The organism is Caulobacter sp. RHG1 (assembly GCF_013181195.1).
Classification (GTDB): Bacteria; Pseudomonadota; Alphaproteobacteria; order Caulobacterales; family Caulobacteraceae; genus Caulobacter.
This window is the reverse complement of sequence record NZ_SMZP01000007.1, coordinates 254,547-279,349: the sequence shown is the minus strand read 5'-3', so window position 1 is coordinate 279,349 and position 24,803 is coordinate 254,547. Positions and strand designations below refer to the sequence as shown.

The 24,803-nt window shown below is 68.0% G+C and carries 21 protein-coding genes; 6 read left to right on the top strand and 15 right to left on the bottom strand.

Annotation, left to right across the window (positions count from 1 at the left end):
• Positions 1-146: 146 nt before the first annotated feature.
• From E1H18_RS19740 to E1H18_RS19725, 4 genes are all read left to right on the top strand, one after another.
• On the top strand, positions 147-896 hold the full coding sequence (locus tag E1H18_RS19740; protein WP_172271639.1) for a tetratricopeptide repeat protein: 750 nt from the start codon (positions 147-149) through the stop codon (positions 894-896).
• Positions 893-2,323 (top strand): PQQ-like beta-propeller repeat protein, encoded by a 1,431-nt coding sequence (locus E1H18_RS19735; RefSeq protein WP_172271637.1) that lies wholly within the window; start codon positions 893-895, stop codon positions 2,321-2,323. Before E1H18_RS19740 ends, E1H18_RS19735 begins: the two co-directional genes overlap by 4 nt.
• 130 nt (positions 2,324-2,453) lie before the next feature.
• A complete protein-coding gene (der, locus tag E1H18_RS19730; protein WP_172271635.1) occupies positions 2,454-4,214 on the top strand; it encodes a ribosome biogenesis GTPase Der in 1,761 nt (586 codons plus the stop codon).
• Between the two features lie 56 nt (positions 4,215-4,270).
• Positions 4,271-5,398, top strand: coding sequence for a serine hydrolase (locus E1H18_RS19725; RefSeq protein ID WP_172271633.1), 1,128 nt, complete (start codon positions 4,271-4,273; stop codon positions 5,396-5,398).
• On the opposite strand, the gene E1H18_RS19720 is transcribed toward E1H18_RS19725, so the two are convergent.
• The 6 genes from E1H18_RS19720 to radA form a co-directional block, all read right to left on the bottom strand.
• Positions 5,395-6,903: a PAS domain-containing methyl-accepting chemotaxis protein gene (locus E1H18_RS19720; RefSeq protein WP_172271631.1), complete on the bottom strand. Its 1,509-nt coding sequence runs from the start codon at positions 6,901-6,903 to the stop codon at positions 5,395-5,397. The two genes, E1H18_RS19725 and E1H18_RS19720, sit on opposite strands and share 4 nt — an antisense overlap.
• A gap of 208 nt (positions 6,904-7,111) precedes the next feature.
• Positions 7,112-7,867: an SDR family NAD(P)-dependent oxidoreductase gene (locus E1H18_RS19715; protein WP_172271629.1), complete on the bottom strand. Its 756-nt coding sequence runs from the start codon at positions 7,865-7,867 to the stop codon at positions 7,112-7,114.
• Between the two features lie 49 nt (positions 7,868-7,916).
• A complete protein-coding gene (locus E1H18_RS19710; RefSeq protein WP_172271627.1) occupies positions 7,917-8,915 on the bottom strand; it encodes a bile acid:sodium symporter family protein in 999 nt (332 codons plus the stop codon).
• Positions 8,916-8,930: 15 nt separating this feature from the next.
• Positions 8,931-10,433, bottom strand: a complete 1,503-nt coding sequence (gene purF / locus E1H18_RS19705) for an amidophosphoribosyltransferase (protein WP_172271625.1) — start codon at positions 10,431-10,433, stop codon at positions 8,931-8,933.
• On the bottom strand, positions 10,430-11,047 hold the full coding sequence (locus E1H18_RS19700) for a CvpA family protein (RefSeq protein ID WP_172271623.1): 618 nt from the start codon (positions 11,045-11,047) through the stop codon (positions 10,430-10,432). The genes purF and E1H18_RS19700 overlap by 4 nt, the downstream gene beginning before the upstream one ends.
• Complete coding sequence (gene radA, locus E1H18_RS19695; protein WP_172271621.1) at positions 11,044-12,426, bottom strand: DNA repair protein RadA; 1,383 nt, start codon at positions 12,424-12,426, stop codon at positions 11,044-11,046. The genes E1H18_RS19700 and radA overlap by 4 nt, the downstream gene beginning before the upstream one ends.
• Positions 12,427-12,543: 117 nt before the next feature.
• Here radA and E1H18_RS19690 point away from each other — a divergent pair, with 117 nt between their 5' ends.
• Positions 12,544-13,152, top strand: coding sequence for a hypothetical protein (locus E1H18_RS19690; protein ID WP_172271619.1), 609 nt, complete (start codon positions 12,544-12,546; stop codon positions 13,150-13,152).
• Here the strand turns inward: E1H18_RS19690 and E1H18_RS19685 are convergent.
• The 8 genes from E1H18_RS19685 to rpsF form a co-directional block, all read right to left on the bottom strand.
• Complete coding sequence (locus E1H18_RS19685; protein WP_172271617.1) at positions 13,112-15,295, bottom strand: hypothetical protein; 2,184 nt, start codon at positions 15,293-15,295, stop codon at positions 13,112-13,114. The two genes, E1H18_RS19690 and E1H18_RS19685, sit on opposite strands and share 41 nt — an antisense overlap.
• A gap of 51 nt (positions 15,296-15,346) precedes the next feature.
• Positions 15,347-16,429: an alanine racemase gene (gene alr / locus E1H18_RS19680; RefSeq protein WP_172271615.1), complete on the bottom strand. Its 1,083-nt coding sequence runs from the start codon at positions 16,427-16,429 to the stop codon at positions 15,347-15,349.
• A gap of 40 nt (positions 16,430-16,469) precedes the next feature.
• The gene (locus tag E1H18_RS19675) at positions 16,470-17,156 is read right to left on the bottom strand and encodes a MarC family protein (protein ID WP_172271613.1); all 687 of its coding nucleotides are present in this window, start codon (positions 17,154-17,156) and stop codon (positions 16,470-16,472) included.
• Positions 17,157-17,365: 209 nt separating this feature from the next.
• Positions 17,366-18,892, bottom strand: a complete 1,527-nt coding sequence (locus E1H18_RS19670; protein WP_172271611.1) for a replicative DNA helicase — start codon at positions 18,890-18,892, stop codon at positions 17,366-17,368.
• Positions 18,893-19,113: 221 nt separating this feature from the next.
• Positions 19,114-21,549, bottom strand: coding sequence for a TonB-dependent siderophore receptor (locus E1H18_RS19665; RefSeq protein WP_172271609.1), 2,436 nt, complete (start codon positions 21,547-21,549; stop codon positions 19,114-19,116).
• A 195-nt stretch (positions 21,550-21,744) separates the two neighbouring features.
• Positions 21,745-22,329: a 50S ribosomal protein L9 gene (gene rplI, locus E1H18_RS19660; RefSeq protein ID WP_172271607.1), complete on the bottom strand. Its 585-nt coding sequence runs from the start codon at positions 22,327-22,329 to the stop codon at positions 21,745-21,747.
• 13 nt (positions 22,330-22,342) lie between these two features.
• Entirely contained in the window at positions 22,343-22,624 is a 282-nt protein-coding gene (rpsR, locus tag E1H18_RS19655) for a 30S ribosomal protein S18 (protein WP_172271605.1), read from the bottom strand.
• Positions 22,625-22,638: 14 nt separating this feature from the next.
• Positions 22,639-23,055, bottom strand: a complete 417-nt coding sequence (gene rpsF, locus E1H18_RS19650; RefSeq protein ID WP_172271603.1) for a 30S ribosomal protein S6 — start codon at positions 23,053-23,055, stop codon at positions 22,639-22,641.
• A gap of 372 nt (positions 23,056-23,427) precedes the next feature.
• Between rpsF and E1H18_RS19645 the strand changes: the two genes are divergently transcribed.
• The gene (locus tag E1H18_RS19645; protein WP_370526555.1) at positions 23,428-23,994 is read left to right on the top strand and encodes a hypothetical protein; all 567 of its coding nucleotides are present in this window, start codon (positions 23,428-23,430) and stop codon (positions 23,992-23,994) included.
• Here the strand turns inward: E1H18_RS19645 and E1H18_RS19640 are convergent.
• Positions 23,969-24,778 (bottom strand): sterol desaturase family protein, encoded by an 810-nt coding sequence (locus E1H18_RS19640; RefSeq protein WP_172271599.1) that lies wholly within the window; start codon positions 24,776-24,778, stop codon positions 23,969-23,971. The two genes, E1H18_RS19645 and E1H18_RS19640, sit on opposite strands and share 26 nt — an antisense overlap.
• Positions 24,779-24,803: the final 25 nt, after the last annotated feature.

The following is a 24,803-nucleotide window of genomic DNA, read 5'->3' as shown; positions in this document are numbered from 1 at the left end:
TCGTTGCGACGGCGCGCGGCACGCTATAGGTTCGCCGCCTCGACGGGCGGCCCTCCGCTCGCCACAATCAGTGTTAAACCAGCGATGTCGGCCGGATTTCGGGCGCGACGTCCAAGGCGCTAGCGCCTGTTTCGGAGCCTCGTTTCGTGGTCGATGTTTTTGACGAAGTCGAAGAGCAGCTTCGCGGGGAGCGCTATCGCAGCCTGGCGACCAAGTCGTTGCCCTGGGTGGTGGCGGCCGTTGCGGCGGCGGTGATCGGCGTCGGCGGCTACTGGGGCTGGGACTCCTACAAGACGTCGCAGGCCAACAAGGCCTCGGAAGGCTACCAGGCCGCGCTGGAAGCGGCGCAGAAGAACGGTCCGAGCAAGGCGTTCGACCAGTTCAAGACCGTCGCCGACGGCGGCGCGCGCGGCTACAAGGCTCTGGCTCTGATGCAGATGGGCGACATCCGCATGGAAGAGAACAAGACCAAGGACGCGGTCGGCTATTTCGACGAGGCCGCCAAGGCCGCGCCGGACGCGCTGATGGGCGACCTGGCTCGCCTCAAATCCGCCTTCGCCCTGATGGACACGGCGTCCTACAAGGACATCGAAGCGAGGTTGACGCCTTTGGCGGGGGAAAAGAGCCCGTACCGCGTGTACGCCAAGGAAGCCCTGGCGTTCGCGAAGCTGCAGGCCGGTGATCTGGCCGGCGCGCGCGGCGATTTCGTGGTCCTGGCCAATTCACTGGACAACACGTCCGAGGAAGTGCGTCAGCGCGCCCAGGCCGCCATGCAGATGATCGACTCGGGTTCGGCCAAGGAACTGGCCGCTGCGGTCAAGGCCGCCGCCGCCCTGCCGCCGACCCCGCCGGTCAGCCTGGCGCCCGCTCCCAACGCCGCTCCCAACGCCCAATGAGCCGCCTGATGATCTCCAAGCGTTCCGTCGCCCTGGTGGCGCTGATGTCGGCCTCGATGGCCGTCACCGGCTGTTCGACGGTCTCCAAGCTCAATCCCTTCGGCGACAAGGACAAGAACAAGTCCACCGCCAGCCAGGGTCAGCGCATCTCGATCATCGCCTTCGACCAGAAGGTCGAGGCTAACGAGGGCCTGAAGGGCGCCGACTTCTACCTGCCCGAACCGGCGGTCCAGGCCGAGTGGCGCCTGCCGGGCGGCAATGGCGAGCAGTCGGTCGAGCATGTCGACGCCGGCAAGGACTTCCAGGTCGCCTGGAAGCGCGGCTTCGGCAAGAAGGGCGGCCGCAAGTTCCACGTCACCGCTCCGCCGGTGGCTTCGGGCGAGCGCATCTACGTCATGGACGGCATCGCCGAGGTGTCGGCCATCGACGCCAAGTCCGGTTCGATCATCTGGAGCAAGGACCTGCGCCCCGCCGCCGGTCCGACCCGCAAGGGCGGCTTCCTGGGTCTGATCCCGCAGAAGAACGACCGCTCGGGCTTCGGCGGCGGCGTGGCTCTGGGTCCCGACAACAAGCTGTATGTCGCCTCGGGCTTCCGCTTCGTGGCCCAGATCGACGCTGCGAACGGCAATCTGAACTGGACCCAGCCGTCCTCGACCCCGATTCACGGCGCCCCGACGGTCGTCGACGGCCGGGTGTTCGTGGTGTCGACCGACAACGAGCTGCTGACCTTCAACGCCGAGAACGGCACGCCGGGCTGGACCTATCAGGCCCTGAGCGAGCCGGCCCGCATCCTGGGCGCCTCGACGCCGGCCGTCAGCGGCGACACCGTCGTCGCCGGCTTCGCCTCGGGCGAGCTGGTGGCTCTCCGCGCCGCCAACGGCAACGACCTGTGGAACGAGGCCCTGTCGCGCGCCAGCCGCACGAACGCGCTGTCGGAAATCCGCGACATCCCGGGCCGCCCGGTGATCTACAAGGGCGACGTCTTCGCCGTCAGCCACTCGGGCGTGTTCGCCGCCACCGACCTGCGCACCGGCCAGCCGCGCTGGACCCTGCCGATCACCGCGATCACCACGCCGTGGGCCGCGGGCGACGTCGTCTATGTGGTTGACAAGGCCGGCCAGGTGATCTGCGTCTCGCGCGAGAACGGCGCGGTCTACTGGATCCAGGACCTTAACAACACCGAGGCCCTGTCCAAGAAGCAGAAGAAGAAGCGCGCCAAGCATCCGATCCTGTGGTCGACCCCGATCCTGGCCAATGGCCGGCTGATCACGGTCTCCAGCACCGGTGAGGCCGTGGCCCTGAACGCCAAGACCGGCGCCAAGGAAAAGACGCTGAAGATCGGCTCGCCGGTCCTGCTGAACCCGATCGCGGTCGGCAACATGATCTACCTGGTCACGGACGACGCCGAACTGGTCGCCATTCGCTGATCTCCTGGCGGGTCTTCAGGCCTGTCGGATACTTTGAAACGCTTGAAGCCCGGGTCCGCGAAAGCTGGCCCGGGCGTTCGCTTTTCCGGCTTCTTTTGCGGGAAGGGCAAAAATCGACTACTGGACGCCTATGCCTTTGAAACTCGCCATCGTCGGCCGCCCCAATGTGGGCAAGTCCACGCTGTTCAACCGTCTGGCCGGCAAGAAGCTGGCGATCGTCGACGACCAGCCTGGCGTCACGCGTGACCGCCGCTACGCCTCGGGCCACCTGGGCGACCTGGAACTGGAACTGATCGACACCGCCGGCTTCGAGGACGTCGCCGACGAGAGCCTGGAAGCGCGCATGCGCGCCCAGACCGAGCTGGCGATCGAGGAAGCCGACCTCTCGCTGTTCATCTACGACGCCCGCGAAGGCGTCACCCCACTGGACGAGGTGTTCGCGGCCCTGCTGCGTCGCCGCGGCAAGCCGGTGATCATCGCCGCCAACAAGGCCGAGGGCAAAGCTGGCCAATCGGGCATCGGCGAGGCCTACAAGCTTGGCCTGGGCGAGCCGATTCCGATCTCGGGCGAGCACGGCGAAGGCATGGCCGAGCTGTACGCCGCCATGCTGGAAGCCGTTCCTGAAGATCAATATTCCGGCGATGACGACGATGAGGACAAGCCGATCCGCCTGGCCATCGTCGGCCGTCCCAATGCTGGCAAGTCGACCCTGATCAACCGCCTGATCGGCGAGCAGCGTCTGCTGACCGGTCCGGAGGCCGGCATCACTCGCGACTCGATCTCGGTCGACTGGGTCTGGGGCGACAAGAAGGTCCGCCTCGTGGACACCGCCGGCCTGCGCAAGAAGGCCAAGGTTCAGGAGAAGCTGGAAAAGCTCTCCACCCAGGACACCATCCGCGCCATCACCTTCGCCGAGGTCGTGGTGCTGGTCATGGACGCCACCCACCCGTTCGAGATCCAGGACCTGCAGATCGCCGACCTGACCGAGCGGGAAGGGCGGGCCCTGGTGTTCGTGCTGGCCAAGTGGGACCTGATCGAGGATCAGGCCGCGACCCTGGCCGCCTTCCGCGAGCATGCCGAGCGCATGCTGCCCCAAGTGCGCGGGGCTCCGGTGGTGGGCCTGTCGGGCGAGACCGGCAGCGGCGTCAACAAGCTGATGCCGGCCGTGCTGAAGATCCACAAGGACTGGTCGACCAAGGTCAAGACCCGCGACCTGAACGACTGGCTGCAGATGGCCATGCAACGCCATCCGCCGCCGGCGGTCAGCGGCCGCCGCGTGAAGCCCAAGTACATGGCCCAGACCAAGGCCCGTCCGCCGACGTTCGTGCTGTTCTCCAGCCGCGCCGATCAGATGCCCGACCACTATCGGCGCTACCTGATCAACAGTCTGCGCGAGAGCTTCGACCTGCCGGGGGTGCCGCTGCGGATCACCATCAAGTCGGGCGCCAACCCCTATGCCGACGGCGAGGCCAAGGGCCACTCGGGCCGCGGCAAGCGCGAGTTCGAACGCCGCGAGCGTGAGGAGGAGCGCATTCGCGCCTCGCGTAACACGGTCAAGAAGTCCAAGCGTCTGGCCGACGAAGCCGCCGCCAAGGCCGCCATCGAGGCGGGCCTGCCCGATCCGCGCGAGGCCAAGCCGGTCAAGAAGAAGGCTTCCGCCGCGCCCAAGGTCGCGGCCGCACCGGTCGAGGGCGCAGTCGCGGCCGAGCCCGGCAAGGCGGCCGTCAAGTCGGTCAAGAAGCTGGGCCCCAAGGTCCAGAAGAAGGTCTCGACGACCCCCAGCTACAAGGTCGGCGCAAAGTCCGCCGGCGGCAAGGCGGCCGGTCCGAAGCGCCCGACGTCCGGCGCTCGCACCGTGCGCGGCAATACCGGCCCGGCCAAGAAACGCTGAGCCTAAACTTCGCCATAAGCGTTCAGCTCTCTGAGGGCTGAACGTGGAGGCGGGTGATGCGAGGGTTGGGGCTGGCGCTGATCGTGGCGGCGCTGCCGGCGATGGCCGGCGCGCAGGACTACAAGCCTGTCGTCTGCAAGAGTTCGGTGACCTATGCGGGCGCGCCGCTGCGCGCGCCGGTAACGCCGCCTTTGCTGGCGGACACTCCCAAAGCCGAACTCGACCCGGCCGTCGTTGCGCGGCTGGACACGGGCTTCGCTCAAGCCAGGGCCGCGCTCAAGGCGCCGGCCATGACCGCCGCCGTGCTGGTTCCGGGCAAGGGCGCCTGGACCCGCACCGACAGCGGCGACCAGCCGCCGCTGCTGTTCTGGGCCAGCGCCGGCAAGAGCCTGATCGCCATCGTGACGCTGCAGCTGGTCGAGGCCGGCAAGCTGAAGCTGGAAGATCCGATCTCGAAATACGTCGCCGGCGTGCCCAATGGCGATGTCGTGACCATCCGCGACCTGCTGGCCCATACCGGCGGCCTGTTCAGCGCCAATGAGGATCTCAAGGCCCGCGCCGCGCGCCGGGCCTTCACCCTGGACGAAGACGTCAAGATCATCGCTAGCCACGGCGCCATGGTCTGCCCGGGCGAGCGCTGGCGCTATTCCAACACCGGCTACGCGCTGCTGGGCAAGGTCATCGCAACGGTCGACGGTCGCTCGTGGCAGGACGCCGTCGACGCACGGATCATCCAGCCGCTCGGTCTGAAGACGCTGCGGATGCTGCAGGAGGGCGACAAGGCCGAAGACGTCGCCAAGCTGGTCTCGGCCAAGGAAGCGCCGATCGAACCGGCCTGGGCCGGACCTGCGGGACCGGCAGTCGGCTCGGCCGGTGACATGGCCAGGGTCTGGGCGGCGCTGCTGGGCGGCGAGCTCCTGAAACAGGACACCGTCCAGGCGATGTTCGGCAGGCTCTATCCGATGTTCGACGCCGGCAGCTTCTATGGCCTGGGAGTCATGGCCGTCGAGGTCCCTGCGCCGGACGGGAGCAAGGACCTCTGGCTAGGTCATCTGGGCGGCACGCCGGGCGCCAGCGCGGTCGTGGCCTATTCGGTGCGCGACGGCGTCGTCGTGGCCGCCGCGCTTACGGGGGACGGCTCGGCGGCGGCCGTGGCGAACCTGCTGCTAAGGCAGGCTCGCTAGAACTCTTCCCATTCCGGCGAAGCGGCGACGGCCGTGGCGGCCGATCCAGGGCGGGCGAAGGTCTGGATGCGAGCGCGTTGTTCGGCGACCGCATTGCGAGCTGGCGCCGCGCGGGCGGGTTCGGGGCGACGGCTGGCGGCGACCTGACCGATCTGGAAGCGGCCGACCTGACGCGCCAGGTCCTGGGCCTCGCTGCGCAGGTTGGCCGAGGCGGCGTTGGCTTCCTCGACCATGGCGGCGTTCTGCTGGGTCACCTGGTCCATCTGGTTGACGGCGGCGTTGACCTGGTTGAGGCCCGTCGCCTGTTCCTGCGACGACTCGGCGATCTCGCGGATCAGGCCGTTGATCTCGCCGACCTTGCTGACGATGCCGGCCAGAGCCGTTCCGGTCTCGCCGACCAGCTTGACGCCGCGATCCACCTGAGCGGTCGAATTGGCGATCAGGGTCTTGATCTCCTTGGCGGCGTCGGCCGAGCGTTGGGCCAGGGCGCGGACTTCCTGGGCGACGACCGCGAAGCCGCGGCCGGCTTCACCGGCGCGAGCCGCCTCGACCCCGGCGTTCAGAGCCAAAAGGTTGGTCTGGAAGGCGATCTCGTCGATCACGCCGATGATCTGGCTGATCTGGGTCGAGGACTTCTCGATCTCGCCCATGGCCGAGACGGCCTCGCGGACGACCTCGCCCGAACGGTCGGCGTCGGCGCTGGCGGCCGAGGCCGCGCCCGAGGCCTGCTTGGCGCCGTCGGCGCTGCGGCGCACGGTGGCGGTGATCTCGTCGAGCGCGGCGGCCGTCTCTTCCAGGCTGGCGGCCTGCTGCTCGGTGCGCTTGGAGAGGTCGTCGGAAGCGCTGGCGATCTCGTTGGCGCCGCTCTCCATGCCGTGGGCGGCCTCGGCGATCGCGCCCATCGCGCCCTTCAGGCTGTCGATGGCGGCGTTGAAGTCCTCGCGCAGCTTGGCGTAGCGGCCGTCGAACTGGGCCTCGATACGGGCGGTCAGGTCGCCCTGCGCCAGACGGCCAAGGCTCTGGGCCAGGACCGAGACGACGTGCTCCTGCTCCTGCTGGACCTGCTCGCGCTCCTGCTCGACCCGGTGGCGCTCGACCTCGACGTCGGTGATGTCGGCGGCGAACTTCACCACCTTCACCGGCTTGCCGGTCTTGTCGAAGATCGGGTTGTAGGAGGCCTGGATCCAGACCGAGCGGCCGCCTTTGCCGATGCGGCGGAACTTGTCGGCGAAGAACTCGCCGGCGTTCAGGCGACGCCAGAACTCGCGGTACTCGTTGCTGGCCGCGTACTCGGCGTCGACGAACAGCCGGTGGCTCTGCCCCTGGATCTCCGGAAGGGTGTAGCCCAGCGTCTTCAGGAAGTTCTCGTTGGCCGTGATCACCGAGCCGTCGAGATTGAACTCGATCACGGCTTGCGAGCGCTGGATGGCCGCCACGACGCCCTCGAGGTCGGCCATGCGGGCCGACGCATTGCCGTCTTCGCGATTGAAGGAGAACAGCGCCATTTAATTCCGGGTCCCAGCTGCAAGAGAAAGGAGAATTTGCAGCCAAGCTCTCGTTTGGGGCGGTTAACGAGGTCCTAATTTGGGGTCCGGTTTACAGAATGTCACAAAACTACGTTCTCCAATGATCGTCCCGGTTGGAATTTTTGTCCTGAGGACAACTCTAAAGTTTATGCCGCTTGATAGCGGTCACTTTGGAACCTGATCGCCGTTAAGCGTCGATCGAGGGTGATTCTTGCCCGCGCTCCTTGAAGCGCACGACGCCCTTGGGCGATTCGCGATCGGGGCGCACAAGGTCGACGATGAACGGGACGATCGTTTCCGGGGCAGGAACGGTCTTGGGGTCCTCGCCTGGGAAGGCGCCGGCCCGCATCTTGGTGCGCATGGCGCCGGGGTCGACACAGAACGCGCGGACGGCGGTGTTCTCCATCTCGTCGGCATAGACGTCGACCACGGCCTCCAGCGCCGCCTTGGTCGCCGCATAGACGCCCCAGAAGGCTGGGCGGCTCTTGGCGACGCTGCTGGAGAAGAACAGGGCCCGGCCGGCGTCCGAGGCGCGCAGCAGCGGATCCATGGCCCGGATCAGCCGCCAGTTGGCGGTCAGGTTGGTCGACAGCACCATGTCCCAGCCCTTGGGGTCCAGGTGACTTACCGGGGTGAGGGGGCCCAGCAGGCCCGCGGCGCCGATGACGATGTCCAGCTTGCCCCAGCGCTGGTGGATGGCTGCGCCCAGATGGTCCAGGCCATCGGCTTCGCGCAGGTCCAGCGGCACCAGGGTGGCGCGCTCGCCAGTCGCCTGCAGGATGGCGTCGTCCAGCGCCTCGAGAGCGCCTTGGGTGCGGCCCACGGCGATCACGTGCGCGCCGGCCTGCGCCAGGCCCAGGGCCACCGCATTGCCGATGCCGCGCGTGGCGCCCGTGACGAGGGCGATGCGGCCGGCCAGCGGCTTTTGGGAGTCGATAGTCATGGCGCGGTTTCTAGAACAGGCCGCGCCAAACGGGAACCTTGGAGGCTCCTTAAGCTTCCGTCGCCATCACTTCCGCGGCTTGGGCTTTCTTGGCGTAGTGCTGGGCGATCACCGAACAGGCCATCAGCTGGATCTGGTGGAAGATCATCAGCGGCAGGACGATGACCCCGGCCGTCGGGCCCGGGAACAGGATATTGGCCATGGGCACGCCGGTGGCCAGGCTCTTCTTGGAGCCGCAGAAGGTGATGGCCTTCTCGTCCTCGGGCGAGAAGCCCAGGGCGCGTGCGCCGTAGGTGGTGGCCGCCAGCACGATGGCCAGCAGAACGCCGCAGACCACCAGCAGGATGGCCAACTGCCCCGGCGAGATCTTGTGCCAGATGCCGCCGACCACGGCCTCGCTGAACGCCGAATAGACGACCAGCAGGATCGAGCCGCGATCGACATAGCCGATCAGTTCCTTGTGGCGGGCGATCCAGGCCGCGACCAGCGGTCGGGCCAGCTGGCCGGCGATGAACGGCAGCAGCAGTTGGACGACGATGTCGCGCACCGACTCCCAGCCGCCGGCCGCGCCGCCTTGGGTCTGCATCAGCACGCCGACGAGAACCGGCGTGATGAAGATGCCAAACAGGTTGGAAGCGCTGGCCGCCACGACGGCGGCGGCGACGTTGCCGCGCGCGATCGAGGTGAAGGCGATCGAGGACTGCACCGTCGACGGCAGGCAGCACAGGAACAGGATGCCCGCCGCCAGGGTCGTGGGCAGCACGCCGATCTTGCTGAAGACCAGGCCCAGGATCGGGAACATCACGAAGGTGAAGCCCAGGATCAGCAGGTGCAGCCGCCAGTGGGTGAGGCCAGCGACGGCGGATTCCCGCGACAGCTTGGCGCCGTGCAGGAAGAACAGCAGGGCGATGGCCAGCTTGACCACGATGTCCAGGCCGTGCGCGACCTCGCCCCGCACCGGCAGGATCGAGGCCAGCACGACCATGCCGAACAGCGCCAGCACATACGGCTCGAGCTTCAGCTTCTCGAGAACGCCCTTCAGCCCCATCCTGGTCAGACGATCTTAGGCGCTGACCAGCAGCGACAGCTGCTTGTCGTTGGTCTCGTTGCGGCCCTCGGCGATCTCGCGATCGGTCAGGCGGGTCGGATAGTCGCCGGTGAAGTAATGGTCGGTGAACTGCGGCGCGGCCGGGTCGCGCGGACCGGCTTCCAGAGCGTCGTACAGGCCCTCGACCGACAGGAAGCCCAGGCTGTCCACTTCCAGGAACTTGGCCATCTCTTCCAGCGATTTGTTGGCCGCCAGCAGCTGCTCACGCTCGGGCATGTCGATTCCGTAGAAGTCGGGCCACTTGATGGGCGGGCTGGCCGAGCGGAGGTGAACCTCCTTGGCGCCGGCCTCGCGGACCATGCGGACGATCTTCAGCGAGGTGGTGCCGCGCACGATCGAGTCGTCGATCAGCACCACGCGCTTGCCGGCCAGGATGGCGCGGTTGGGGCTGTGTTTCATGCGCACGCCCAGCTCACGCACGCCCTGGGTCGGCTGGATGAAGGTGCGGCCGACATAGTGGTTGCGGATGATGCCCATCTCGAACGGGATGCCGCTCTCTTGGGCGAAGCCCAGCGCGGCGGGCACGCCCGAATCCGGCACCGGCACGATCACGTCGGCGTCGACGCCGGTTTCCTTGGCCAGGTTGCGGCCCATGCGCTTGCGCACGCCATAGACCGAGCGACCGTTCACGACGCTGTCGGGGCGGGCGAAATAGACATATTCGAACACGCAGGGCCGGGCGGCCTTGGTCTGGAACGGCTTGGTCGAGGTGATGCCGGTCTCTTCGATGACCACCATCTCGCCGTGCTCGATGTCGCGCACGAAGCGGGCGCCGATCATGTCGAGGGCGCAGGTTTCCGAAGCCAGGACCGGCTTGCCGTCCAGGTCGCCCAGCACCAGCGGGCGGATGCCCAGCGGGTCGCGCAGCCCGATCATCTTCTTGTTGGTGATGGCCACCAGGGCGTAGCCGCCTTCGATCTGCCCGACCGCGTCGACGAAGCGGTCGACGATCTTGGCCTTCCGCGAGCGAGCGATGAGGTGGAGGATCACCTCCGAGTCCGAAGTCGACTGGAAGATCGCGCCTTCCTGCACCAGGCGCTCGCGCAGGGTCAGGAAGTTGGTCAGGTTGCCGTTGTGGGCGATGGCCACGCCGCCGGTCTCGAGATCGGCGAACATCGGCTGGACGTTGCGGATGCCCGCGCCGCCGGCCGTCGAATAGCGGGTGTGGCCGATGGCCAGATTGCCGGGCAGGCGCTGCACCAGGTCCGACCCCGTGAAGGCGTCGCCGACATGGCCCATGTGGCGCTCGGTGTGGAAGCGGTTGCCGTCGAAGGCGGCGATGCCGCAGGCTTCCTGGCCGCGGTGCTGCAGGGCGTGCAGGCCCAGAGCGGCGATGGCGGCGGCGTCGCGAACGCCGAACACGCCGAACACGCCGCACTCCAGGCGCAGGGTGTCATCTTCCGGGTCACGCCAGGGCGCGGAGGAAAAACGGTCGGTCGACTGGCCCAGGAAGCTCATCGCGATTTCTCCACCAGGTCGTCGAGTTTGCGACGCTGGTCTGTATCATAGCCTTTTCCGGACGATGTCTCGCCGGACGTATTGTCGCCATCCGCATGGACGGCGTCGGTAATAGCGGGCGCCAGCTTGCCGGCCAGCGCCTTGCCCTTGGGCGCGAAGACCTTCAGCACTTGGCCGCTGGCTTCGGACAGGGGGTAGAACAGCGAGTCTTCCACCCAGCGCGGCATGCGGTCCGGCGGGGTGGCCAGGTGCAGCAGCAGGTTGAACACGCCCAGCACCACGCAGGCGCGGATCACGCCGAAGGTCGCGCCGACCGCGCGGTCCAGCGTCCCGGCCGAGGTCTCGTGCAGGCTGGCGGTGATGCGGCCGCCGATCAGGCGGAAGATCACGAAGAAGACGACGAACACCACCAGCACCGCCGCGGCGGTCGCCGCCCAGTCCGGGTCCATGAGTTCTCGGAAGATCGGGCCGCTGATCCGCAGGCCAAACAGCGCCACGGCGGCCGCCAGGATGAACGACAGCGCCGAGGTCAGCTCGCGCGAGGCGCCGCGCACCCAGCCCATCACGGCGGAAACCAGCAGCAGAAGTCCGGCGATGATGTCGAACGGCGTCACGCGTGGGTGCTCCAGATCTCGTCGCCGATGCGGCGGACGGCGTCGGCAAGACGCGCCACGCCAGCCACCGGCAAGGCCGTGCCGCCCTCAGGCTGGCCGGCGAGCGGTCCCAGCGCGCGGCCAAATCCCAGTTTCGCGGCTTCCTTCAAGCGTGACTCCATTCGGCTGACGGCTCGGACCTCGCCTGACAGGCTCAGTTCGCCGAACACCACACAGTCCTGGGGCAGGGCCACGTCGAGGGCTGAGGAGGCCAAGGCCGCCGCCGCCGCGAGGTCCGCCGCCGGTTCCGTGATCCGCAGGCCGCCAGCGACGTTCAGATAGACGTCCTTGTCGCCAAAACCAAGGCCGCATCGGGACTCGAGCACGGCCAGAACCATGGCCAGGCGTCCGGAGTCCCAGCCGACGACCGCGCGACGCGGCGTTCCGTACGCGGAGGGCGAGACCAACGCCTGGAACTCCACCAGGACGGGCCGTGAACCCTCTATCCCGGCGAACACCGCAGCGCCCGCCGCGCGCTCGCCGCCTTCGTTCAGGAACAGGGCAGACGGGTTCTTGACCTCGCGCAGGCCGATGTCGCCCATCTCGAAGACGCCGATCTCGTCGGTGGCGCCGAAGCGGTTCTTGGCCCCGCGCAGGATGCGGAACGGATAGCCGCGCTCGCCTTCGAACGAGAGGACCGCGTCGACCAGGTGCTCGACCACGCGCGGGCCGGCGATCTGGCCGTCCTTGGTGACGTGGCCGACCAGCAGGATCGCCACGCCCTGCTTCTTGGCCAGGCGCACCAGTTCGGTGGCGCAGGCGCGGACCTGGGTGACGGTGCCGGGACCGGCCTCGTGGGCGTCGCTCCACATCGTCTGGATCGAGTCGATGACCACCAGGTCGAAGCTGCCGCGCTTCAGTCCGTCCAGGATGTCGCGCAGCGAGCTCTCGGCGGCCAGGCTGACATTGGCTTTGGCCAGGCCCATACGCTCGGCGCGACCGCGGATCTGTTCGACGGCCTCTTCGCCGGAGATGTAGGCGCAGGACACGCCGCGCAGGGCGGCGCTGGCGCAGACCTGCAGCAGCAGGGTCGACTTGCCCACGCCCGGGTCGCCGCCGATCAGCAGGGCCGAACCTGGCACCACGCCGCCGCCGCAGACCCGGTCGAACTCGTCGACGCCGGTGAGGATGCGCGGGGGAGGGGCGGTGTCGCTCTCCAGTCCCGTGAATTGCAGGCCGCGGACGCGGGTGGCCTTGGTCGACGACAGCGCGCCGGGCGGCTTGGCGCCGACCTCTTCGACCAGGGTGTTCCAGCCTTGGCAGGCGGGGCACTGTCCGGACCACTTGGTCTGGACCGCGCCGCAGGACTGGCAGGCGTAGACGGCGCTGTCGCGAGCCATGGGGATTTCCTGATTCTCGAATGACGGGAGACTACAGGGTCGTGGCCGGCTGCGCCAAAGCCGGACGCAGCCAAGGCCGCGCCCGGCGCGTTTGCCTGTGGAGAAGAGGAGAGGCCCATGAGCCGAGCTTGGAGCGCGGTCGCCGTCGCGGCGTTGATGCTGGCCGCCTGTGGTCGCGAGGGCGAGAAAGCCTCCACCGCGCCGGTCGAGGTCAACGGCCAGCAGACCAATCTGCGCGAACTGGAAAAGGTGTCCGCCCACGCCGAGAAGGCTGCCGTGAAGGGGACAAGCGCCCTGGCGCCGGCAGGCCTGCCGAACCTGCTGCCAGCCAGCGTCGGCCATCACCAGCGTGTGGACGTGCGCAGCGAGGCCGGCCCCGAGCCCGGAATGACGACGGCGATCGGTCATTACGCCAAGGGCGCGCAGGTTTTCGAGCTGCGCGTCACCGATCTGGGAGCGATCGGCTCGGTGGGCGCCGAGCCCTCGGCGGTGGGGGCGGTCAGCGAACGCAAGACGGCCACGGGTTACGAGAAGGTCTCGACCGCCGCAGGCCGCACCATCACCGAGCAATGGGACCAGACGGCTCGGAAAGGTCGCTACAGCATGGTCGCAGCCGACCGGTTCGCGATCTCGGCGGATGGCGCGGTCGACGATGTCGACGTGCTGAAGGTCGCCGTCGAGACCGTCAACGGCGCGCGGCTAAAGGCTCTGGCGCCGGCTGGCTGATCACGACCTTCTGGACGCCCAGGCCGATGCGGCGCGGGTCCTGCGGCGTGGACGGCTTGGCGTTGGGGATGGCGAAGTCCAGGGTGACGCCGCCGTCCGATCCGACCCATTCGGCCGGGACGATGACGGTGTAGGGCCGCCAGTCGACGCGTTCGACCTTCCAATCGGCCAACTTTCGGCCTGCGACGGACACTGCGATCGGCTGCTGGCTGGCGGGCGGTTCGGCAAAGGCCAGGGCGTGCAGTTCGACGACCAGCGGCGCGCCGGGACGGACGCCGGGCGCGGCCAGGCGCATGGATGCCGACAGGCCGTCGGACCAGACGCCGGTCGGTTCGGGCGCTGACCAGCCGCGAACCAGCTCCGGCGCGGGCTGGCCGGTGTCGAAGCGGATCGTGGCCAGGACGCGCAGGTTCGCCAGCACAGGCTCCAGCCCCGGAAGCTTTCCCAGGTCGCGGCCGCAGATCAGGCCGCGCGGCAGCCGCTGGCAGTCGCCGCGCTTGGCGACCCGCTCGATGTCCGCGCCCAGGCTGGCGGCGAGAGCGACCGTGATCCGGCGATCGCCTGGCGCGGCGGGCGTGAACAGCTGGGCTTTGGGCGTGCAGTCCTGGCCCGGATCCTGGGCGGTATAGGCGCCGTTCGACGTTCCGCCGGTGCGGGTGGCGGTCAGGGAGAGCTGGGCGATCTCCTGGCGGTCGGCGGCGTCGGTCGTGCAGTAGAAGGTTGGAGCGAAGATCCAGGGACGGCCTCGCAGACCCGGGGCGGTCTCCAGCTCGACCGGATGCAGCGGGCCGGGGGCGCGCACGAAGCTGTCGCGGGTCTGCAGGCGGATCTGGCTGGTGTCGGCGATCTGCAGGGCCAGGACCACCACGGCCAGGACGGCGGCGGTGATGGGCCGCGCCAGCTGCGACAGCCGCAGGGTCGAGACCGCGATCAGCAGGTAGGCCGCGCCCCAGAAGAACCGGCCATGGGCGCGGAACAGGCCCAGCCACGCCAGCGGTCCGGACGGCTGCGGGCCTTCGAACAGCAGATGCATGCCCAGGAACGGGCGTGGGCCGATGGCGGCCACGGTGAGCGCGACGGCGGCCAGGGTCAGGGGGAGCCAGCGTCGCACCCAGGCGCTGGAGGGCTTGGACAGGCGGATCGCCGAGACGACCAGCAGCAGCACGCCCAGGCCAAGATACGCATAGCCCTCGAACGCCTGGCCGCCGCTGGCGTCGAAGGTGTGGGTGAACCAGCCGCCGTTGTAGGTCTGGCCGAACAGCGCCGAGCCTTGCGGCAGGACCGGGCCCAGGATGTTCATCGAGTAGTAGCCGATCATCCCGGCCGCAGCGTGCTTGGCCGGCGCGGCGCCGTAGCCCAGCACGAAGGCCGAGGCACCCAGGCTGGCCAGCACGACGATGGCTGCAATGGCCGAGCGGCGCAGGGCGTGGGCGCGACCCTGGGCGACTTCGGACACGAGCGCGGCGGCGAAGGCCAGGCCGATCGGGGGCAGGTGGTAGGCGTGAAGGCCGGCGGCGACGGCGGCCAGGGCGGCGAAGGCCGCGATGCGGCCGCGGGTCAGGCCCTCGCGCGCGCTGGCGACCGAGACGGCCAGGGCCAGCAGGATCAGCCAGTGGCCGGTGAGGGCGACGTGGCCATGGCGCAGAAGCCAAGCCGGCAGCAGCAGGGCCAGCACCCCGCCCAGCACCTGGAACACGACCTGCCGCACGCCCAGGGCGCGCAGCAGGGCCAGCATGGCCAAGGGCTGCAGCACGTAGGAGGCCAGCAGGAACAGGCCCAGCGGATTGACGATCTTCCAGGCCCCGGTCGCCTTCAGCAACAGGGTCAGCCAGGGCAGGCTGTCGGTATAGACGACCGAGATCGTCGCCGGTGCCAGCAGGCGGTCCGACAGGGTGAAGGGAAAGCGCCAGGGCCCTTGGAAGATCGCCTCGGCCCCGGCCAGCATGGCGGCCATGTCGGCGTTGGGCGCGCGCCAGAACGGAGAATGGGCGCTGACGATCCCGAGGCCGACCAGATGGTGGAAGAGCAGAAGCGCCAGGACGGCGAGGCCGACCGCCACGGACCGCTCGCGGTTCTCGACCGTCACGGCTTGGGTCACGGCGCGGCGCGTCCGCCCGGCCAGGTCCCGGATGATCTCAAGCATCGCCTACGTCCCCAAATCGGTGACCGACATAGGGTTGCGTCGGCTGGGGCGTCAACCGCCGCCCAGGACAGCCTTGCGGGCGCGTGGCGCGATGCGGGTCAGGAGCTCGTAGGCCGAGGTGCCGGCGGCGCTGGCGGCCTCGTCGATCGGAAGGTTGGGGCCAAACAGTTCGACCATTGCCCCGGGGCGGGCGGCGTCGCAGTCGGTGATGTCGATGGCGATCAGATCCATCGACACCCGGCCCAGCATCCGGCGGCGGGCGCCGTCGAACCAGGCCTGGCCGTTGGGGTGGCTGGACCGCAGCACGCCGTCGGCGTAGCCGGCCGCCAGGATCGCCACGCGGGTGGTCTCCGGCGCCGTCCAGCCCGCGCCATAGCCGACGCTCTCGCCGCGGGGCACGACGCGAACCTGCAGGATCGGGGCTTCCACCGTGGCGACGGCGCGGATGTCGGGGTGCGGAGCGCCTTCGGGGCCGCCGCCATAGAGGCTGATCCCTGGCCGGGCCTGATCGAAGCGATAGGCCTCACCCAGGAACAGGCCGGCGGAATTGGCCAGGCTGCGGCGCACGCCGGGCAGCAGAGCCGTGGTCTCTTCGAAGCGCTCCAGTTGGCGGGCGCTCATCGGACTATCGGGCAGGTCAGCGCAGGCCAGGTGGCTGATGACCAGTTCGAGATCCAGGCGCTTGAGGCGGTCGAATGCGCCCAGCAGCACCTTCAGTTCTTCTGGGCGCAGGCCCAGGCGGTTCATGCCGGTGTCTAGATGCAGGGCGGCCTTCAGTCGGCCCGAGCGCGCCTGGGCGTTCCAGGCCTCGATCTGCGGCAGGCTGTTGAGCACCGGCGTCAGCTTGGCGCCTTCCAGCGTGTCGCCCGATCCCGGCGTCGCGCCGTCCAGCACGTAGATGGTCGCGTCACGGTCGCCCAGCGCCTGACGCAGCGCCACGCCTTCGGACAGCCGCGCGACATAGAAGCTGCGCGCGCCTTCCAGCCATAGGCGGTTGGCGACGGTGGCCGCGCCGAGGCCGTAGGCGTCGGCCTTGACCGCCGGGGCGATCTCGGCGCTACCGGCGCGGGCTTTCAGCGTCGCGTGGTTGGCGGCGAGGGCGTCGAGGTCGAGGGTCAGGCGGGCTTCGGTCACGAGGAGGGCGTAGCCGACGCAGCCTTGGCGTTCAACGCCCTTAAGCGTGATGGGCGGTGAGGAACTTGGCCATCAGGTTCTCGGCTCCCGAGGCGATGATCTGCACGCCGATGCACAGCAGCAGGAACGCCACCAGTCGCGACAGCACCCGCGCGCCGGACGGGCCCAGCAGGCGCATCATGCGGCCCGAGGCGCTGTAGCAAAGCCAGACCAGCACGGCGACCACGGCCGCCGCCAGGCCTGCGCCGACGAAGAACGGCGCCACGGCCGCGCCCTCGGTCGGACGCTGCGAGGACAGGGCGATGGCCACCGAGATCGATCCAGGGCCGGTCGTGAACGGCATGGTCAGCGGGAAGAAGGCCACGTCTTCATGGCGCTGGGCCGGTTCGGTCTGGCTGGCCTTGCGATCCTCCTGCTCCTGCGGGTCCATCAGCAGGCTCCAGGCGCGGATGGCCACCACCAGGCCGCCGGCCACCCGCAAGGCGCCCAGGCTGACGCCGAAGAAATTCAGGATGTAGCCGCCCAGCAGCAGCGAGCCCAGCAGCACCAGGAAGGCGTAGAAGCCGATCTGCCGGGCCAGCTTGCGCCGCTCGTCGCGACTGCGGCCGCCCATCGCCTGGTCGAAGATCAGCGAGGCCCCGACCGGATTGACGATCGAAAACAGCGCCGGAAACGCCAGCAGGAACGCGCCGACGAGGCTGGAAGTGGGAAGAGGGCTGAAGTCCATGCGACTCGTCAGGGGCGGGAAGTGAGGGCAAACCCTGGCCCGCCCAGCCTAGGTCGTCAAACCACCAAAGCCCGCCTTCCCGGCGAAAGCCGGGACCCAGATTCATCCTGAGCGTTTGGCGTGATTGCGCCAAAGGTCCTGGTGAAGCCCGAGGCGTTCTTGGGTTCGATCTGGGCCCCGGCTTTCGCCGGGGAGATCGGAACAGGGAATCACTCGTCCGACGGAATGTTCCGCGCCTGGGCGAAGTAGTGGTCGCGGGCCAGGTTGCCGAAGCGGGTGGTGTCGCTGTTGAACGACAGGCGCACGGTGCCGATGGGGCCGTGACGCTGCTTGGCGATGATCACCTCGGCCAGGCCGTGCAGGCGGTCCATGTCCTCCTGCCAGGTCAGGTGCTCTGGCGTGCCTTCGCGCGGCTCGGCGCGGCCGACATAGTAGGCCTCGCGGTACACGAACCAGACCATGTCGGCGTCCTGTTCGATCGAACCGGATTCGCGAAGGTCGGAGAGCTGGGGCCGCTTGTCGTCGCGCTGCTCGACCTGACGCGACAGCTGCGAAAGGGCGATGACGGGGCAGGCCAGTTCTTTCGCCAGGGCCTTGAGGCCCATGGTGATCTGCGAGACTTCCTGCACGCGGCTGGCGTTGGACGACAGGTCCGAGCCGGTGACCAGCTGAAGGTAATCGACCACGACCAGGTCCAGGCCGTGCTGGCGCTTCAGGCGACGGGCGCGGGCGGTCAGCTTGGCGATGGAGATACCGCCGGTGGCGTCGATGAACAGTGGCGCTTCCTGCAGCTCCATGGCTGCGTCGCGGACCCGGCCGAACTCCGAGGCGTCGATCTCGCCCTTACGCAGCTTGTCACCCGAGACGCCGGACGCGTCGGCCAGCATACGCAGGGCCAGCTGTTCGGCGCTCATTTCCAGCGAGTAGAAGGCGACGACGCCGCCCTGGACGGTCTTCTTGGTGCCGTCGGGCTGGATCTCGTAGGCGTATTTCTTGGCGATGTTGAAGGCGATGTTGGTCGCCAGCGCGGTCTTGCCCATCGAGGGGCGACCGGCCAGGACGATCAAGTCGGAAGGGTGCAGGCCGCCGATCTTCTGGTCCAGGTCCATCAGGTCGGTGGAGACGCCCGACATGCCGCCGTCGCGGCTGTAGGCCTCTGCGGTCATCTCGACGGCGCCGCGCAGGGCGTCGCCGAACGACACGAAGCCCGACGAGGCGGTGCCGCTTTCTGCGAGGCTGTACAGCTGCTGTTCGGCCTGTTCGATCTGGTCGCGAGCGGCCTTCTTCTCTTCGTCCTTGCCGACGCCGCTGTGGGCTGTCGTGGCGATGTCGCCGCCAATGCGGATCAGCTCGCGGCGCAGGGACAGGTCAAAGATCACCCGGGCGTAGTCGCCGGCGTTGGCGGCGGGCGGGGCCCGGTCGACGAGGTCGGCGAGATAGCGCAGGCCTCCCAGTTCCTCGAACGCGGGGTCCTTCTTGAACTCGTCGGCCAGCAGGATCGGCTCGGCCAGCTGGCCCTTGCGGACGTGGGTCTCGATCGACTGGAACAGGCGCGCGTGGAAGGGCTCGTAAAAGCTGCGCGCCTGCAGGCTGTCGGTCAGCCGCTCATAGGCGGCGTTGTCGTAGAGCAGGATGCCCAGCAGCGCTTGCTCGGCTTCCATGTTGTGCGGCGCGACGTTGATCGCGGGCTCGGGAGCAGGGGGCGGAAGCAGATCGAGGGCGGGCACGAGGGACATCGGCGGAGAATAGCCTGAGGCCTGAGGCAAGGTTTGCCAGAGTTCGGCAACAGTCCCCAGTTGGCCCACGGACCTGAGGATGTTCTGTGTATATCTCGACGGGGCAGCAGGCGTGCAAGTGCACTGAATTTCAGCGGCGACCGCTTCTGACGTGACGAAAGAAGGGCGCGGAGATCGCTCTCCGCGCCCAAACGTTTGCAGGCTTTAAGGCCTGTGGATAACTACCAGCTGACCGCCAGGCGGGCATAGGCGAAGCGGCCGTTGAAGCCGAACGGCGAGAAACTGGAGAACGGGTTGCCGCCGCTGGTGTTCAGGTTTGGCGGAACCTGGGCGGGGTACTGGTCGAACAGGTTGTCGGCGCCGACCGACACGGTGGTGTGCTGGCCGAAGCGATAGCGCGCCTCCAGGTCCACAAGGCCGGTGGTGTCGGTGTGCCAGTCGCCGCTGCCGTCGGCCGCGGTGCCCGGCGCCAGGACGTCGCCATAGAAGGTGGTGCGCAGGGTGGCGCCCCACGGACCCTTGCTCCAGTCGCCTTGCAGCGAGACCTTGGTGCGCGGCGTGCCTTCCTCGAAGCGCAGGGTGGCCTGGCGGGCGAACAGAGACACCGGGGTCGGCAGCACCGTGGTGGACGGCGTGCGGTTGACCTTGAAGTCGTTGACGTTGGCCGCCGCGGTCAGGTCGAAGTTGCCGGCCTGCTCGTCGGTGATGCGGTAACGGGCCACGATGTCGACACCCCGGGTGTTGGTGTCGACCCCGTTGGTGAAGAAGCGGCCGGCCGACGCGCCCGCCGGCGACAGCAGGTCGAAGATCACCCGGGCGTTGGTGCCGGCGGCGGCCGTTGCGCTGCCCGTCAGGGTCTCGGTCAGGACGATGCGGTTGTCGACCTTGATCTGGTAGGCGTCGACCGTCAGCTCGAACGGACCCTTGTGATAGACGAAGCCCAGCGAGTAGTTCTCGGACTTCTCGGCCTCCAGCGGCTTGCCGCCCAGGGCGCGGCCAACCGCGCTGACCGACGGATAGGTGCCGGTCTCGAACGGCACGGCCGTGGTCACGCCGCCGACGTTCTGGTTGATGTACAGGATCGAGGTCGAGGTGAAGTACTGCTGTTGCAGGCTGGGCGCGCGGAAGCCCGTCGAGGCCGCGCCACGGATGGCGAAGGCGTCGGTGAAGTCGTAGCGGCCCGACAGCTTCCAGCTCGTATTGGTGCCGAAGTCCGAATAGTCCTCGTAGCGGATGGCGGCCGAGCCGGTCAGCTTCTCGGTCAGCTTGCCTTCCAGGTCCAGATAGACGCCCACGGCGTCGCGATCGACGTCGATCGCGTTGCTGGGCGTGAAGCCGGTAAAGCCGCGCGAGCCGAAGGCCAGCGAGGGCGAGACCGTGCCGCGGGCGTAGGACGCCACTTCGCCGGCGTTGATCTTGTAGCCTTCACGGCGGGCCTCGACGCCGAAGGCGACGTTCAGCGGACCGGCCAGGCCGACGTCGAACTCGCGGCTGGCGTCCAGGCCGAACACCAGCTGGTCGTAGGTCAGGCCGCCGGCCTGGAAGCTGGTCGGTGAGGTCGGGCCGTACGACGGGTTGATGGTGTTCTTGACCCCGAAGTCCAGGTCGTTCTTGCCGTAAACGAAGTTGGTGTCGATCTTGAACCCGGCCAGCTCGCCACGCAGGCCCACGGCGGCCGTCACGTCTTCGGTGTTGGTGGTGATCAGCGGCAGGTAGCCGTTGGGGTAGACGCTGGGGATATTCTGGCTGGCGTCGGTGGGCAGGCGATACGTGGCCGAGGCCTCGGCGTCGCGCTGCTGATAGCCGTACCAGCCATAGGCTTCCCAGGTCTCGCCCAGCGGCTTGCCGGCGTTGGCGTAGAAGCTGACCTGCTCGACCTCGGGATCGCCGAAGCGCGAGGTCACGCGCTGGGGCGTCACCCGGGTGTCGGTGTCGCTGCGATTGGTGAAGTCGCGATCCACATACTCTGCCGACAGCGTCAGGAAGCCGTCCGAGCCCAGCTTCAGGCCCTGCCAGCCCGAGACCGTCTTGGTCAGGCCGTCGCGGCGCTTCTGCTTCTGGCCGGTCTGCAGGCCGTCGAAGCTGGTGAAGTACTTGCCGGTCGTGACGGTGACGCCGCCGCCGCTGCTGGCTTCGCGCAGGCGCAGATTGATGACGCCGGCGATGGCGTCCGAGCCGTACTGGGCGGCGGCGCCGTCACGCAGGACCTCGATGCGCTCGAGCGCGACCGAGGGGATGGCGTTCAGGTCGACGGCGGCCGAGCCGCGGCCCACCGAGCCGTTCAGATTGACGAGAGCCGTGGCGTGGCGGCGCGTGCCGTTGACCAGCACCAGGGTCTGGTCAGGACCTTGGCCGCGCAGGACGGCCGGACGCACCGAGTCGGTGCCGTCGGTATTGGACGGGCGCGGGAAGTTGATCGACGGGACGGTGGCGGCGAGCGCCGTGGCCAGTTCGGTCGAGCCCCGCTGCTGCAGGGTCTTGGCGGTGATGACGTCGACCGGCGCCAGGCTGTCCAGACGGGTGCGGCCGGCGGTGCGGGTGCCGGTGATGACCAATTCTTCGACATTGGTGTCATCGGCAGGCGCGGTCTGGGCGTGGGCGGTGGCGGAGAAGGCCGTCAACGAGGCGGCGGCCAGCAGCAAGCTTCTGTAGCGCATGAGAAATCCCCTCTTTTTCGCCGGGGATGCGGGCGCGCGGCCACGGCTCCCCGTGGGGGTCTTCATCCCCCAGTCAGAGGATGGGTTTTTGTGCTGCTGCGTACAAGCTGAGCATTTCTAGGCGAAGGCGCAGAAAAAAACGGCGCGGATTGCTCCGCGCCGTTTTCTCTGGAAAAGCTCCGATCCCTGACGGGATTAGGCTTCGTAGTGGTCGCCTTCGAACGAGCCGGCGCCGCCTTCCGCCATGTCTTGGGCGGCTTCGGCTTCGGCCGCGCGATCTTCCTCGAACTGCGAGTTGATCACGTTTTCGCCGCGCGCTTGGCGATCGGCTTCGTCGGCGCTGCGTGCGATGTTGAGGGTGACCGTGACGGTCACTTCAGCGTGCAGCTTCACCTTCACTTCGTGGACGCCCAGCGTCTTGATCGGCTTGTCCAGCACGATCATCGAGCGGTCGACTTTGCCGCCTTCAGCCTTGATGACGTCGGCGACGTCGCGGCCCGCGACCGAACCGTACAGCTGGCCGCTTTCGCCAGCTTGACGGATCAGGACGTACTGGGTGCCGTCCAGGGCTTCACCGTTCTTGCCAGCGGCTTCACGGTTCTTCTGGTTGCGGGCTTCGATGTCAGCGCGCTGAACGTCGAAGGCTTCCAGGTTCGCCTTGTTGGCGCGCAGGGCCTTGGAGCGGGGCAGCAGGAAGTTACGGGCGAAGCCGTCCTTCACGGTGACCACGTCGCCCAGGACGCCGGTGCCTTCAACGCGTTCGAGCAGAATGACTTTCATCGTGGTGTCTCCCTTACTTCACGACGTAGGGGAGCAGAGCCAGGAAGCGAGCGCGCTTGATGGCCTTGGCCAGTTCGCGTTGCTTCTTGGCCGACACCGCGGTGATGCGCGACGGCACGATCTTGCCGCGTTCGGAAACGTAACGCTGCAGCAGCTTCACGTCCTTGTAGTCGATCTTCGGCGCGTTGGCGCCCGAGAACGGGCAAACCTTGCGGCGACGGAAGAACGGGCGGCGAGCGCCGCCAGCGGCGGCGGCCGGAGCAGCGCCGGCTTCGGGAGCAGTCGTATCGGTCATGATCTATATCTCCCTTACGCTTGGGCCTGGGGCGCGAAATCTTCGCGCGGGCGGTCCGAGCGTTCCGGACGATCCGAACGTTCCGGGCGGTCAGGACGATCGCCGCGGTCGCGACGGGCCAGAACCGGCGACAGTTCCAGGTCCAGCTCTTCCACGCGGATGGTGATGAAGCGCAGCACATCTTCGTTGATGAGCAGCTGACGCTCCATTTCCTTCACGGCCGGCGCCGGGGCGTCGATCGCGAGCAGGGAATAGTGGCCCTTGCGGTTCTTCTTGATGCGGTAGGTGAGGTTGCGAAGGCCCCAGTACTCGATCTTGGCGATGTGGCCGCCATTCTCTTCGATGAGGGTCTTCAGTTGCTCGTTGAGAGCTTCGGCCTGTTGCGGCGAGATGTCCTGCCGCGCGATGACCACGTGTTCGTAGAACGCCATGTTTTCCTTCTTCCGTTGTGGAAGGCGGCGCAGTCGACGACGGAAGTCCGCCGACCACGATGGATCCTGCAAGCCGAGCGGGGAAATCCCCGGTCCCGGATGGGTGCGTGCAAGACCGCCTTCCGTGAGAACGCGCGCTACTACAGGAGGTGGGCCGCAAAGGCAAGCTGCGGCGGCGGCTTGCGGCCCGAACCTGCATCAAAGTGTGGCCCTTCCGACAAAGGACGGGTTCGGGGGTTCGCGCACATACTCAATCATGGTAGCAGCCCACTTATGGTGATTGGGACACGCCATCTTCTGTTCGCGTTCGCGACGGCGCTTGCCGGTGGCGGTCCGACGTGCGCCGAAATCGTCCAGAAGCCGGTCACTTCGGTGTCGGCCTACGAAGGGCGCTTCACCGGTTATTCGGCCGCCTTGCCGCTGGATCTCTCCACCGACACCGAGAAGGTCAATCTGACCGTCCGCTCGTCCGGCATGATCGAGAGCCCGACCTACGACGTGGATCTCAACCTGCTGCAGAAGCCCAGCGAGGCCAAGGTGGGCCAACGGTCGATGGCGGTCGGCGCGTCGTGGAGCGAACACGAGGCGCGCCTGCGCTCTTCGATGTCGAAGGCGTTCGGTTTCGGCCTGCTGCCGAAGTCCAACTTCGTCAGCGTCTCCATGGACATGAACGCCAGCCAGCCGATGGCCGTGCCGGGCGCGATCCCGGTGACCCGCGCCAATATCCGCTCCTCCCTGACCCTGGACGGCAAGCCGATCGGCTCGATCGCCTTCGGCGGCGGCTCGGTCGGCGAGGAGGGCGTGGACCTAGCCCTGAACCGCCCGTTCGACATTCCGGCCGAGTTCACCTTCAGCGTGCGCGGCGCCAACGCCACGGGCGAGTCCTGGCGCGTCCAGGACGCCCGCGCGATGGTCAAGCTGCTGAAGACGAGCTGGTAGCGTCCAGCGTCCGGTCCTTTCGGGCCGCGACCGCCGCGAAACGCTTCAGATAGTCCGGGTGCTCGGTGCTCATCAGGCGATCCCACCAGGTGAAATAGAGCCCGTAGTTCCAGCCCGCCTGGGCGTGGTGCAGGTCGTGGTGCGTCACCGTCGTCAGCCACGGGATCAGCGGCCGTCCGTCCTTGCCGGCGGGAAACAGCTCGTAGCCTGAGTGGCCGATGGTGTTGCGGACGATCTGGTGCAGCATGAAGGCGCCGACGGCCGCCCAGGGCGTCGGAACCAGGATCAGCCACAGCGGCACGAACACGGCGTTGATCGCCGCCTCGCCCAGGTCGAAGCTGTAGGCGGTGAACGGCGAGGGATTGTTCGACCGGTGATGGCGCCTATGGAAGGTGCGAAACAGCCGCCGGTCGTGGATCAGCCGATGCGTCCAGTAGAACCAGGCGTCGTGGGCGATGATCATCAGGATGATGCTGGTCCAGAGCCACGCGGCGCCCCAGGTCTTGGCCATATCCGGGCCCGGCAGCCAGCCGGCGCGATGCAGGCCGAAGGTCAGCAGTCCTACCGTCGAAAAGATCATGATCGAGCGGATCGAGGTCAGAAACTCGATCAGCAGCTGACGGCCGGGCGGCCGGCTTTCGCGAATCTTGCGGCTGGCCAGGGGGATCGCCAACACGACCCACAGGACAAACCACACGCCGATGGCGAAGGTAGCGTAGCGCGTGACATCGACCTGGACGCCGCCGAGCCAGCTGCGGGCGAAGGGGAGGAGGGCGTCGAGCATAAAGGGGGCTCCTGAACGGTGAGAG